The sequence below is a fragment of the Phenylobacterium sp. genome, assembly GCF_030693625.1.
GTDB classification, from domain to species: Bacteria; Pseudomonadota; Alphaproteobacteria; order Caulobacterales; family Caulobacteraceae; genus Phenylobacterium; species Phenylobacterium ferrooxidans.
Window position 1 is genome coordinate 1 of record NZ_JAUYAF010000069.1, and the last position, 11,754, is coordinate 11,754.

At 69.6% G+C, this 11,754-nt stretch carries 11 protein-coding genes; 7 read left to right on the forward strand and 4 right to left on the reverse strand.

Annotation, left to right across the window (positions count from 1 at the left end; genetic code table 11):
* A partial coding sequence (locus tag Q8N10_RS15445; RefSeq protein ID WP_305663955.1) for an aldehyde dehydrogenase family protein occupies positions 1 to 513 on the forward strand: 513 nt, incomplete at its 5' end.
* A gap of 9 nt (positions 514 to 522) precedes the next feature.
* Here Q8N10_RS15445 and Q8N10_RS15450 read toward each other — a convergent pair.
* Positions 523 to 1,131 carry a TetR/AcrR family transcriptional regulator gene (locus Q8N10_RS15450; RefSeq protein WP_304780826.1) on the reverse strand — a complete coding sequence of 203 codons (609 nt, stop codon included), beginning with the start codon at positions 1,129 to 1,131 and terminating at the stop codon, positions 523 to 525.
* Positions 1,132 to 1,258: 127 nt separating this feature from the next.
* Here Q8N10_RS15450 and Q8N10_RS15455 point away from each other — a divergent pair, with 127 nt between their 5' ends.
* The 3 genes from Q8N10_RS15455 (at position 1,259) to Q8N10_RS15465 (ending at position 4,283) form a co-directional block, all read left to right on the forward strand.
* Entirely contained in the window at positions 1,259 to 1,699 is a 441-nt protein-coding gene (locus Q8N10_RS15455; protein WP_304780828.1) for a tautomerase family protein, read from the forward strand.
* 99 nt (positions 1,700 to 1,798) lie between these two features.
* Positions 1,799 to 3,334, forward strand: a complete 1,536-nt coding sequence (locus Q8N10_RS15460; RefSeq protein WP_304780831.1) for a long-chain-fatty-acid--CoA ligase — start codon at positions 1,799 to 1,801, stop codon at positions 3,332 to 3,334.
* A gap of 16 nt (positions 3,335 to 3,350) precedes the next feature.
* Positions 3,351 to 4,283: an alpha/beta hydrolase gene (locus tag Q8N10_RS15465; RefSeq protein WP_304780833.1), complete on the forward strand. Its 933-nt coding sequence runs from the start codon at positions 3,351 to 3,353 to the stop codon at positions 4,281 to 4,283.
* A gap of 116 nt (positions 4,284 to 4,399) precedes the next feature.
* Here Q8N10_RS15465 and Q8N10_RS15470 read toward each other — a convergent pair whose 3' ends face one another.
* On the reverse strand, positions 4,400 to 5,653 hold the full coding sequence (locus Q8N10_RS15470) for an adenosylmethionine--8-amino-7-oxononanoate transaminase (protein ID WP_304780837.1): 1,254 nt from the start codon (positions 5,651 to 5,653) through the stop codon (positions 4,400 to 4,402).
* A 149-nt stretch (positions 5,654 to 5,802) separates the two neighbouring features.
* Here Q8N10_RS15470 and Q8N10_RS15475 point away from each other — a divergent pair, with 149 nt between their 5' ends.
* Together Q8N10_RS15475 and Q8N10_RS15480 are read left to right on the forward strand one after the other, a co-directional pair.
* Positions 5,803 to 6,714, forward strand: a complete 912-nt coding sequence (locus tag Q8N10_RS15475) for a hypothetical protein (protein ID WP_304780840.1) — start codon at positions 5,803 to 5,805, stop codon at positions 6,712 to 6,714.
* Positions 6,715 to 6,776: 62 nt separating this feature from the next.
* Entirely contained in the window at positions 6,777 to 8,714 is a 1,938-nt protein-coding gene (locus Q8N10_RS15480; RefSeq protein ID WP_304780843.1) for a PAS domain-containing sensor histidine kinase, read from the forward strand.
* On the opposite strand, the gene xth is transcribed toward Q8N10_RS15480, so the two are convergent.
* Together xth and Q8N10_RS15490 are read right to left on the reverse strand one after the other, a co-directional pair.
* Positions 8,711 to 9,487 (reverse strand): exodeoxyribonuclease III, encoded by a 777-nt coding sequence (gene xth, locus Q8N10_RS15485; protein WP_304780845.1) that lies wholly within the window; start codon positions 9,485 to 9,487, stop codon positions 8,711 to 8,713. The genes Q8N10_RS15480 and xth overlap by 4 nt on opposite strands.
* 51 nt (positions 9,488 to 9,538) lie before the next feature.
* Positions 9,539 to 10,333 carry an enoyl-CoA hydratase/isomerase family protein gene (locus tag Q8N10_RS15490; protein ID WP_304780849.1) on the reverse strand — a complete coding sequence of 265 codons (795 nt, stop codon included), beginning with the start codon at positions 10,331 to 10,333 and terminating at the stop codon, positions 9,539 to 9,541.
* A 294-nt stretch (positions 10,334 to 10,627) separates the two neighbouring features.
* Here Q8N10_RS15490 and Q8N10_RS15495 point away from each other — a divergent pair, with 294 nt between their 5' ends.
* On the forward strand, positions 10,628 to 11,572 hold the full coding sequence (locus tag Q8N10_RS15495; RefSeq protein WP_304780851.1) for an MBL fold metallo-hydrolase: 945 nt from the start codon (positions 10,628 to 10,630) through the stop codon (positions 11,570 to 11,572).
* The last annotated feature ends 182 nt before the right edge of the window (positions 11,573 to 11,754 follow it).

An 11,754-nucleotide genomic window follows, 5' to 3' on the forward strand; every position in this document is an offset into this window, starting at 1 on the left:
GACCCGAACGGCAACAGCCAGCTGGGTCCCGTGGTCTCCGAGATCCAGTTCAACAAGATCCAGAAGCTGATCCAGGCCGGCATCGACGAGGGCGCGACCCTGGTCTCCGGCGGCGTCGGCCGCCCGGAGGGCCTGGACAAGGGCTACTATGTGAAGCCCACCGTCTTCGCCAACGTCACCAACGAGATGACCATCGCCAAGGAAGAGATCTTCGGCCCCGTGCTGTCGATCCTCGGCTATGACACCCTCGAACAGGCCATCGAGGTCGGCAACGACACCGAGTACGGCCTGGCCGCCTATGTGCAGGCCGAGGACCTCTCCAAGGCCCGCGACGTGGCCAAGAAGCTGCGCGCCGGCCAGGTGTCGATCAACGGCGGCGGCGGCGACATGATGGCCCCCTTCGGCGGCTACAAGATGAGCGGCAACGGGCGCGAGTGGGGCGATTTCGGCTTCCACGAGTTCCTGGAAACCAAGGCGATCCTCGGCTACGCGCCGAAGCCCGCCGCGGAATAGTCCAAGACCCTACCGACCCCCGGAGCTCAGCTCCGGGGGTTTTTGGTTCGCCTCGCCCGTCAGGCGCGCGGCGTCCGCCCGGCAGCTCTGCAAGGCGGCGGCAAGCACCTCCCGACCCAAGTCTGAAGACTCCGGCATCGCTCTCGCCAAGGCCAGCGCGCCCGCCATTCGCGCCAGCAGGGCGATGGCCTCACCCCGCGCTTCCGGTCCCTCGGGAAGGCGGGCGGCCATCGACTCCACCATCCGCTCGAATCCCTCGGCGAAGACCTGTTTCACAGGCTCGCCCTGTCGCGACACGTCTCCCGCCAGGGCGGCGGCCGGGCACGCCTTCCCCGGCGCCCGGCGGGCTGCCTCGGACAGGTATTGGGCCAGCAGGTCATCCAGGCTCTCCACCCCGGCCCGGTGGTCATCCATCTGGCGGAAAGCCTGGTCCAGCGCCTGCGCCGACAGCGCCTCCTTGGATTTGAAGTGGTTGTAGAACCCGCCGTGGGTGAACCCGGCGGCCTTCATCAGGTCGCCCACCGCCACCCCGTCGAAGCCCCGCTCGCGGAACATCGCGGCCGCCGTGGTCACCACCCGGTCGTGGTTCTGTTGCGCCTGGTCACGGCTGATGCGCATGGCGTCACTCCTTTTTGCGTACAAGCATCATCAATAGAACCCAGGCTCCGCCTGGGCAATGACCCTGCGGTTTGACAGCCTCGATCCATTATGATGATAATCATCATCATTGAAAACGGAGGCTCCCATGCCGCTCTGGAAGATCTATCATCCCGTCGACGCCTTCTCGGTCGAGGACAAGCACGCCCTGTCCCAGGTCATCACCGCCCTCTACAGCCGCCTGCCCAAGTTCTATGTCGGGGTTGTCTTCCAGGCCGTGCCTGCGGACTCCTTCTTCGTCGGCGGCGAACCGGCCGACAGGTTCGTGCGTATCTGGGTCGATCACATCGCCCGCACCCTGCCGACCCCCGAGGCCAAGGCCTGGTGGATCAAGGCCTGCGACGAGGCGATGGCCCCCTTCATCCGCGACCGGGGTTTCGACTGGGAATTCCACATCGACGAGACCCCCTTCGACCTCTGGTCCATCCAGGGCCTGCGCCCGCCGCCGGCCAATTCGCAGGCCGAGGCCCGCTGGATCGCCGAGAACAAGGCGACCCCCTACGAGCTGTCGACTGCCGCCGCCACCTGACGTCGCGGCGCCCAAACCCGGCGTTGCCATCCCGGCCATCTGGTGCGAATTCAGATGGCCGGGCCCCCGTCTCGAGGGGCCGGCGAGGCGGGAGGATCGATGTCCCAGGACATCTCGTGCGTGGCCGACGTGGCGCGTCATCATGGGCGCGTTCGCCCTGTCGCACAGGCTCTCTGGTTCGAGGGCCGCGCCACCACCTATGCCCAGCTCGACGTCCTCTCATCCCAGTGCGCCCAGGCCCTGATGGCCGCCGGCGCCCAGCCCGGCGACCGGATCGGAACCCTGTCCAAGGGAAACGACGACTTCTTCGTCCTCTGGTTCGGCTGCCTGAAGGCGCGGGTCTGCCTGACCCCGGTGAACTGGCGGCTCGCGGCCCCGGAGGTGGAGTTCATCCTCAAGGACGCCGGCTGCCGCCTCGTCGTGGTGGGTGAGGACTATGCCGACCTGCTGGCCGGTCTCGACCTGCCGGAGCTGGCCACCACCGTGGTCTTCGGCGAGGCCTTCCGCGCCTGGCTGGCGGAGCAGCCGGCTGTCGATCCGAACCTGACGGCGCTGCCCGACGACGACGTCATTCAGCTCTACACCTCGGGCACCACCGGCCTGCCAAAGGGCGTTCAACTCACCGAGACCAACTACGCCCACTGCTTCGATGGGGCCACCAAGGTCTGGGCGCGGTTCGAGCCCGGCGACGGGGTGCTGGTGGCCATGCCCCTGTTCCACGTGGCCGGCGCCAATCTCGGCATGCTGGCCCTGCTGCAGGGCGCGCGCACGGTGGTCATGCGCGAGGTCGATCCGGCCTTGCTGCTGCGCCTGACTGGTGAGCACCAGATCCGCCATGCCTTCCTGGCGCCGGCCCTGATCAACATGCTGCTGCAGCATCCGGCGATGACCGACGCCGATCTCACCACGCTTGAGCACGTCTATTACGGCGCCTCGCCGATCTCCGAGGAGGTGCTCAAGCGCGCCCAGGACCGCTTCGGCTCGGAGTTCTCCCAGCTCTACGGCCTGACCGAAACCATCGGCGGCGGCGCCTACCTGCCCCCCTCGGCCCATGATCCCAAGCTCGGCAAGCTGCGCGCCTGCGGCAAACCCTCGCCGGGCTATGAGGTGCGCATCCGCCTCGACGGCCGCGACGCCCAGACCGGCGAGGTGGGCGAGATCGAGATCCGCTCGCCCGGCATCATGAAGGGCTACTGGAACCGTCCCGAGGCCACCGCCCAGGCCATCGACGCGCAGGGGTGGTTCGGCTCGGGCGACGCCGGCTTCTTCGACGCCGACGGCTACCTCTTCATCCACGACCGGGTGAAGGACATGATCGTCACCGGCGGCGAGAACGTCTATCCGGCCGAGGTTGAGAACGCGCTGTTCGCCCATCCCGATGTCGCCGACGCCGCCGTGGTGGGCGTGCCCGACGACCCCTGGGGCGAGGCGGTGAAGGCCATGGTGGTCCTGCGCCCCGGCGCGACCGGAAACCCCGCTGACATTATCGCCCACTGCCGGCCGCTGATCGCCGGCTACAAGGTTCCCAAAAGCGTCGACTTCGTCGATGTCCTGCCCCGAAACCCCTCCGGCAAGGTGCTGCGCCGTGAACTGCGCGCACCCTACTGGGAAGGCCGCGACCGCCAGGTCGGCTAGCTCAAGGAAAGACCCCATGGATCCGCACATCAAAGCCATGCTCGACGCCGCCGAGGCCGCCTCGGCCGGGCAAGCCGCGCCGCCCCTGAACGCCATCCCGCCGGAGATGATTCGGGCCGGCTACCGCATGCAGCGCCAAGCGCAGAACCTGAACGCCCCGAAGGACGTCACCGCCAGCGACATCAAGGTCGACGGCGCTGACGGACAGGTGCCCGCTCGCCTCTACGTCCCGGCCGGCGCGCCGGCAGTCACCCCGCTGCTGGTCTATTATCACGGCGGCGGCTTCGCCATCGGCGACCTGGAGACCCATGATGGCCACTGCCGCCGCATGGCCGCCTATGCGGGCGTCCGGGTCCTGGCCATCGACTACCGCCTCGCCCCCGAGCACCCCTTCCCGGCGGGACATGACGACTGCCTGGCGGCCACCAAATGGGCCTTCGACCACGCCTCCGAGATCGGCGTCGATCCCACCCGCATCGCCGTGGGCGGCTGCTCGGCCGGCGGCAACCTGGCGGCCTCCATCAGCGTCGACATGAAGAACGACCCGCAGCGGAAGATCGCCTTCCAGCTGCTGCTCTATCCGGGCATCTGGCCCGATGAGGAGACCCAGTCGCGCAAGGACCTCGACGGCCCGGTCCTGACCAAGGCCGCCATCGCCTGGTTCGACAAGTGCCTGGCCGCGCTTGGCCACCCCCAGGCCCACCGCGCCATGCTTGGAGCGGCCGACGTGGCCGGGACCCCGCCCGCCCTGGTGATCACCGCCGGCTACGACCCCCTCAAGGACGAAGGCCGCGACTTCGCCGCCAGGCTCAACGCCGCGGGCGTAAAGGCGACCCACAAGGAATACCCCGACATGGTCCACGACTTCCTGATCATGGGCGACGTCTCCCCAGCCATCGACATCGCCGCCCACGAGATCGCGGCGCAGCTGAAGGCGGCGCTGGCCTAATAGACCCGCTCATCCCGGCGAAGGCCGGGACCCAGATCGTAGGTCACGATCTGAGCCAGTCATCCGGAATGAGGTGGATGCATCTGGGCCCCGGCCTTCGCCGGGGTGAGCGGTGATTACGCTCCCACCACCGCCCTGATCGCCCCGGTCAGCCGCGCCATCTCCGCGTCCGAGGTCACGAAGGGCGGGGTCAGGTAGACGACCTTGCCCATCGGCCGGATCCAGCAGCCCAGTTCGGCGAACCGCGCGCAGAGGCCGCCGGCGTCGACGGCCTGGGCGAACTCCACCACTCCGATGGCGCCCAGCGTCCGGACATCGACGACGCCGGGCGCGCCGCGGCAGGGCTCCAGGCCTTCCGCCAGGGCCGCGCTGATCCGCGCCACGTCGGCCTTCCAGCTGCCGCTCTCGAACAGGTCCAGCGAGGCGTTAGCCGCCGCGCAGGCCAGGGGGTTGGCCATGTAGGTGGGCCCGTGCATCAGGGCCGCGCCGGCGTCGTCGGACCAGAAGGCCTCGAACACCTTGCGGCTGGCGATGGCCGCCGACAGGGGCAGGGTGCCCCCGGTCAGGGCCTTGGACAGGGTCACGATGTCGGGGATCACCCCGGAGCCCGAGCAGGCGAACAGGTCCCCGGTCCGCCCGAAGCCCGTGAAGATCTCGTCGAAAATCAGCAGCAGGCCATGCCTGTCAGCCAGCCGGCGCAGGGTCGCCAGCACGCTGTCGTCGTGCAGCAACATGCCGCCCGCCCCCTGTACCCGGGGCTCGACGATCAGGGCGGCGATCTCGTGGCCCTTCTCCGCCAGCAGGGCGTCCAGCGCCGCCTCGCTCTCCGCGTCGCGGGGCAGGGCCACCACGTGCTGGGCGGGCATGACCCCGGAAAATAGGCCGTGCATGCCTTCCTCCGGGTCGCAGATGGTCATCGTGGCCAGGGTGTCGCCGTGATAGCCGCCGAGGAAGCTGACGAACTTGGTCCGCCCGGCCACGCCCCGGTTGATCCAGTACTGCAGGGCCATCTTCATGGAGATCTCGACGGCCACCGATCCGCTCTCGGCGAAGAACACGTGGTCCAGTTCGCCGGGCAGCAGCGCGGCCAGGCGCGAGGCCAGCCGATAGGCCGGCTCGTGCGCCAACCCGCCGAACATCACGTGCGGCGCCCGGTCCAGCTGCGCCATCACCGCGGCCGCGATGTGGGGATGGTTGTAGCCGTGGCAGGCGGTCCACCAGGAGGCGATGCCGTCCACCAGCTCGCGCCCGTCCTCCAGGATGATCCGCGCGCCCCGGGTCCGGGCCACCGCCAGGGGCGCAGGCGCGGTCTTCATCTGGCAATAGGGCCGCCAGACATGGGGGGCGCCGTCGGTGAGCCACTGGGGCATGGGGGTGTCCTCCGCGGGTGTCGGGCGGTGGTAGTCAACGCCGCCCCGTGCTGGCAAGGCGCCGGTGGGTCACGTCGCGACTCGGCCTTGTGTACCGCGTGGACGAGGCGGCCTAAACTTCGCTGATGATTCACCCGCCTCCAGATTCGGTGTCCCCGGCGATCGACAGCCGCCGGCTCACCGCCCGGCAGAGCGCGGAGTACTTCCTCAACATCGTGCGCCTGCTCGACCGGGCCGTGGACCGCGACCTGGTCACCACGCTCACCTTCCTGTCGATCGCACGCGCCAACATGCGCCAGTTCACCCGCGACCCGGACCGGGCCATGCGCTACGCCGCGATGGACGCCGTTCCGCCCGACAGCGAGCGCGTGCCGGTCACGGTCTACGCCATCGCCAAGGAACTGGGCATTCCCTACGAGACGGTCCGCCGTCACGCCGCCAAGCTGCGCAAGGAGGACCTCTGCGAGGCCGTCCCCGGCGGCGTGATCATCCCCAACCGGGCCTTCTTCAGCGCCGCCATGCTGGAGGCGGTGGCGGCCCACTGGGCCCTGACCCAGGACCTGGTGAACAGCGCCGGCGGCTACGCCACCCCTGTCACCGATCCGCCGCCGGGCGATGTGAGCCGGCAGGTGGTGCGGCTGGGGGTCGACTATTTCCTCGACGTCCTCGCCCTGATCGGCCGCACCCTGGAGGTCGACGCCCTGGGCGCCCTGGTCATGCGCGCCGTCTCCTTCGTCAATGTCGAGCAGCACGCCTACGATCCCTCCGCCTATCCCGAGGTGCCCGTCGGTCCCGGCGACAGCGACCGCGAGCCGGTCTCGGTCTATGCCGTCGCCAAGACCCTCAGCCTTCCCTACGAGACCACCCGGCGCCACGTCCGCCGGCTGATGGAGATGGGCCTGCTGGAGAAGTCCGGAGCCGGGGTGATCGTCCCTGCGCGGGTCAGTGCGCGGCCCCAGGTGCTGATGGGTATCGGCGAACTGACGGCGCGCACCGAAACCTACCTCAGCCGTCTGGCCGAACTGGGCGTTCGCCCCGTCCCCGGAGCTGTGCAAGCCTAGGCCATGGGTGCGGGAACCTCCCCCAGCACTGGTCGTTAGGCGCAGGTTGAGGGGGCCGGTGGATGCGTGAGACGGGCGAGAAGGCGGCGACCATCGGCGAGGCGGACCGCCACCGCCTGCTGATCGACGCCATCACCGACTACGCCATCTACATGCTGGACACCGACGGGCGGGTGACCAGCTGGAACCCCGGCGCCCAGCGGTTCAAGGGCTACGCCGCCGACGAGATCATCGGCCAGCATTTCTCCCGCTTCTATTCCGAGCAGGACCGCGCCGACGGCGCGCCGGCCAACGCCCTGCGCATCGCCAGCCAGGAGGGGCGGTTCGAGCGGGAGGGCTGGCGCATCCGCAAGGATGGCAGCCGCTTCTGGGCCCATGTGATCATCGATCCGATCCGCACCCCGCAGGGGGACCTCATCGGCTTTGCGAAGATCACCCGCGACCTCACCGAACGGAAGATCGCCGAGGCCGCCCTGCGCGCCAGCCAGGAGCAGTTCCGCATCCTGGTCCAGGGGGTCACCGACTACGCCATCTACATGCTGGACCCGTCGGGCATGGTGTCCAACTGGAACGCCGGCGCCGAGCGCATCAAGGGCTATGCCCCCGCCGACGTCATCGGCAGCCACTTCTCCCGCTTCTACACGCCGGAGGATCGGGCGGCCGGCGCCCCGGGGCGGGCCCTGGCCATCGCCGCCGCCGAGGGCCGCTACGAGCAGGAGGGCTGGCGGGTCCGCAAGGACGGCAGCCGGTTCTTCGCCCACGTGATCATCGACCCCATCCGCGACGACGGCGGCGAGCTGATCGGCTTCGCCAAGATCACCCGCGACGTCACCGAGCGCCGCGCCGCCCAGCAGGCCCTGGACGACGCCCGCGAGGCCCTGCTGCAGTCCCAGAAGCTGGAGGCCATCGGCCAGCTCACCGGCGGCGTGGCCCACGATTTCAACAATCTGCTGATGGCGGTCCTCGGCAGCCTGGAACTGGTGCGCAAGCGCCTGCCGCACGATCCTCGGATCACCCCGCTCATCGACAACGCCATGCAGGGCGCCCAGCGCGGCGCGGCCCTGACCCAGCGCATGCTGGCCTTCGCCCGCAAGCAGGACCTCAAGCTCGACCCCGTGGACGTCCCCACCCTGGTGCGCGGCATGACCGGCCTGCTGCAGCGCTCCCTGGGGCCGGCCATGCGCATCGAGACCCAGTTCCCGCGCGGCCTGGCCCTGGTGCTCACCGATCCCAACCAGCTGGAGAACGCCCTGCTCAACCTGGCGGTCAACGCCCGCGACGCCATGCCCGACGGCGGCGCGATCCGCATCGAGGCGCGGCCCGAGACCCTGGGCGAGGCCACCGAGATCGGCCTGCCGCCCGGCGACTATGTGCGGCTCACCATCTCCGACACCGGCCATGGCATGGACGCCGCGATCCTGGCGCGCGCCACCGAGCCCTTCTTCACCACCAAGGGGATCGGCAAGGGCACGGGCCTGGGCCTGTCCATGGTCCACGGCCTGGCCGAGCAGTCGGGCGGCCGGATGACCGTGCGCAGCCAGGTGGGCGAGGGGACCACGGTGGAGGTCTGGCTGCCCCAGGTGGCGGCCGGCGACGAGCGCCAGGTCTTCGTGGGCGCCGGCGAGCCGGAGACGATCCAGCCGCTGCGCAGCCTGACGGTGCTCGCGGTCGACGACGACAGCCTGGTCCTGCTCAACACCGTGGCCATGCTGGAGGACCTCGGCCACACGGTCTTCCCGGCCATCTCGGCCCGCGACGCCCTGGCGGTGCTGAAGCGCGAGAAGATCGACCTGGTGATCACCGACTTCGCCATGCCCCAGGTCACCGGCCTGCAGCTCGCCGACGAGATCCGGGCCAGTCACCCGAGCGTCCCGGTGATCCTGGCCACCGGCTACGCCGAACTGCCCCCGGGCGCCGACCCGACCCTGCCCACCCTCGCCAAGCCCTTTCTGCAGAACGACCTGGCCCGCGCCCTCCAGGAGGTGGTGGCGCGCGACTAGGCCTGCGCCAGCTCGATCCAGGTCGGCGCGTGGTCGCTGGCCTTGGCCTCGGCGCGGGCGAAGCTGTCCACCTCGGCGGCCAGCAACCGCGCATCGGCGGCCGGGCTCAGCAGCAGGTGGTCGATCCTCAGGCCCGCGTCCCGGCCCCAGGCGTTGCGGAAATAGTCCCAGAAGGTGAAGATGCGTTCGTCGGGATGCAGCTTGCGCAGGGCGTCGGTCCAGCCCGCCGCCAGCAGGTCGGCATAGACCGCCTTCACCTCGGCGCGGAACAGCGCGTCTGTCACCCACCGTTCAGGCTTATAAACGTCGGCGTCGGTGGGAATGATGTTGAAGTCCCCGGCGATCACCACCGGCTGGCCGCTGGCCATCAGGGTCTGGGCGTGGGCCGCCAGCTGCGCCAGCCAGGCCAGCTTGTAGTCGAACTTCGGCCCGGGATAGGGATTGCCGTTGGGGGCGTACAGCCCGGCCACCAGCACTCCGTTCACGGCGGCCTCGATATAGCGGCTCTGGCCCGGATCGGGGTCCCCCGGCAGGCCGCGCCGCGTCTCGATCGGCTCGCATCCCCTGGCCAGGATCGCCACCCCGTTCCAGCTCTTCTGGCCCTGCCAGATTGCGCCGTAGCCCGTCGCCTCCAGGGGCCCTTGCGGGAACTTCTCCTGCGGCGCCTTCAGCTCCTGCAGGCACACGACGTCGGGCTGGGTCTTCTCCAGCCAGGCCAGCAGGTTAGGCAGCCGGCCGTTGATCCCATTGACGTTGTAGGTGGCGATCCGCATGCGGCCTCTCCCTTTCCAGGAAGAAGCCGGCCGCGCCGCCGGGGTTCCGGCCTACCGCCCCGTGAACACCGGCTTGCGCTTCTCCAGGAAGGCAGCGCGGGCCTCCTTGCCGTCCTGGCTGCCGAAGGCGCGGCCGATGTTGGAGACCTCGTAGCGAAGCTGCTGCTCCATGTCGTGGCTCTCCGAGGACTTCACCATGCCGCGCTTCAGCAGGCGCAGGGTGATGGGCGACCACTCGCACAGCGAGGCGCAGTATTCCGCCAGCCGCGCGTCGAACTGGTCCTGGTCCACCACCTCGCCGGCCATCCCCCAGTCCAGGGCCTCGGCGCCCGTCACCGTGCGGTTCTCCATCATGAAGCGCATGGCCTTCTCATAGCCCATCACCTGCGGCAGGGTGATGGTCAGCCCGGCGTCCGGCGAGCCGCCGATCCGGGTGTAGCCGGCCATGAGCCGCGCGTTCGAACTGATCAGCCGCACGTCGGTGGCCATGGCCAGGCCCAGGCCCGCCCCCACCGCCACGCCATTGATCCCGCCCACCACCGGCTTGTCGCAGCGCTTGCGGATCGACAGCAGGAACTGCCCGACCCAGCTGATGTCGTCCAGCTGGGCGGTCATGGCCGGATGCGGCGAATAGGGCGGCGCCCCCGACAGATCGAGCCCCGCGCAGAAGGCGTCGCCGGTCCCGGTGATGGCCACGACCCAGACATTGTCGTCCTTGGCCGCCTCGTCGACGGCGGCCACCACGCCCCAGGCCAGCTCCTGGCTCAGCGCGTTCTTCTTCTCCGGGCGGTTCAGCGCGATGGTCCGCACATGCCCCGCGTCGCTCACCTTCACCAGCGCGCCCATGATCGTCTCCCCAATCTCTCTTGTTGCCGGCAGGCTAGCACCGACCTCCGACACGCCAAACCCCGCGCATCCCGGCGCGAAGCGCCACCAGGATTTCTTGCGCCGCCTTCGCCTGGCCCACCGTTCGTGTGGTTCGTGGGGTTCGTGGACAATCTGATCAGCCTCGCGGCCCCACGACGGGCAGAAAACGAACCACGAACCCCACGAACCCCACGAACACAGGTCCCGCTCGAAGGCCGGCGCGAGCAGGGAGAGGCGCGTGACTCTCCGCCGAACCGCAGGCAACCTCGCCCCATGAAGCTGATCCTCGCCCTGGCCGCCCTGCTGCTCGTCGCCCCCGCCGCCCAGGCCGCGCCGGGCCTGGCCCTCTACACCCTCGACTGCGGTCTCATCCGCCAGGCCGACGCCGACGTCTTCGCCGACGACGGCGCCTATAAGGGCCAGGCCAAGGAGCTCATCGTCCCCTGCTACCTGATCCGCCATCCCAAGGGCGACCTGCTGTGGGAGACCGGCGTGCCCCAGGCCATCGCCGACCTGCCCGGCGGCAAGGGCCCCGAGGGGGTCGAGGTCAAGCGCAAGCTGACCGACCAGCTCAAGCAACTCGGCCTCGCCCCGGCCGACATCGAATATCTCTCCGTCTCCCACAGCCACTTCGACCACATCGGCAATGGCGGCCTGTTCGCCAAGTCCACCTGGATCGTCCACGCCCGCGAACGCGCCCACGCCTTCCGCCCCACGGCCCGGGCCGACAAGACCAGCTTCGGCGCCTATGCGGCCCTGGAGAGCGCCAAGACCATCACCTTCGACGGCGAGGCGGCCTACGACGTCTTCGACGACGGCAGCGTCCAGATCGTACCGACCCCTGGCCAGCATGGCCAAGGTCGAGACCCTGGCGAAATCCACCGGCGCCCGGGTGGTGCTGGAACACGCCCAGGCCGACTTCGACGCCCTGCCCAAATTCCCCGAGCCCCTGGATTGAGTCAGCCGGCGGCCGAGGTCCGCCGCGCCAGCACAGCCCGACGGGATCAGCAGCCTTCCTGGCCGCGCGCGTCGAGCCAGAGGTCGCTAGGCGGAGGTGGGATCATTGAGGCTGGCGCCAAGGGTGTGGGGCGCCGATCGGTGGGCGGCGGAGGCGACCGAAACCGCGTGCACGACGATGGTGCATTGAAGCCCTTCTGGCTCATATTGAACCTGAACATCCGCCAGACCGGCCTGCTGCGCCAGCAGGCGCGAGCCTAGGCCACGGCGTGATGGGCGCATCACCTGGGGCCCGCGGCTTTCCACCGAGGCTGTGTGTAAACGCGCTGACGCACCCATGGGGGAGTTTGGTCGATGGCCGTTCAGTGAGGCCGGGCGATGGAGGCGGCGTTTCGGCGCGAGGCCAGCGACGGCCTCCTCAGGCCCTGATGGCCGCCACGAGC

Bases quoted from the DNA above. Each gene is read 5' to 3' on its own strand.
- Q8N10_RS15450 (WP_304780826.1), bottom strand. From the start codon at position 1,131: ATGCGCATCAGCCGTGACCAGGCGCAACAGAACCACGACCGGGTGGTG.
- Q8N10_RS15455 (WP_304780828.1), top strand. From the start codon at position 1,259: ATGCCGCTCTGGAAGATCTATCATCCCGTCGACGCCTTCTCGGTCGAG.
- Q8N10_RS15460 (WP_304780831.1), top strand. From the start codon at position 1,799: ATGTCCCAGGACATCTCGTGCGTGGCCGACGTGGCGCGTCATCATGGG.
- Q8N10_RS15465 (WP_304780833.1), top strand. From the start codon at position 3,351: ATGGATCCGCACATCAAAGCCATGCTCGACGCCGCCGAGGCCGCCTCG.
- Q8N10_RS15470 (WP_304780837.1), bottom strand. From the start codon at position 5,653: ATGCCCCAGTGGCTCACCGACGGCGCCCCCCATGTCTGGCGGCCCTAT.
- Q8N10_RS15480 (WP_304780843.1), top strand. From the start codon at position 6,777: ATGCGTGAGACGGGCGAGAAGGCGGCGACCATCGGCGAGGCGGACCGC.
- xth (WP_304780845.1), bottom strand. From the start codon at position 9,487: ATGCGGATCGCCACCTACAACGTCAATGGGATCAACGGCCGGCTGCCT.
- Q8N10_RS15490 (WP_304780849.1), bottom strand. From the start codon at position 10,333: ATGGGCGCGCTGGTGAAGGTGAGCGACGCGGGGCATGTGCGGACCATC.
- Q8N10_RS15495 (WP_304780851.1), top strand. From the start codon at position 10,628: ATGAAGCTGATCCTCGCCCTGGCCGCCCTGCTGCTCGTCGCCCCCGCC.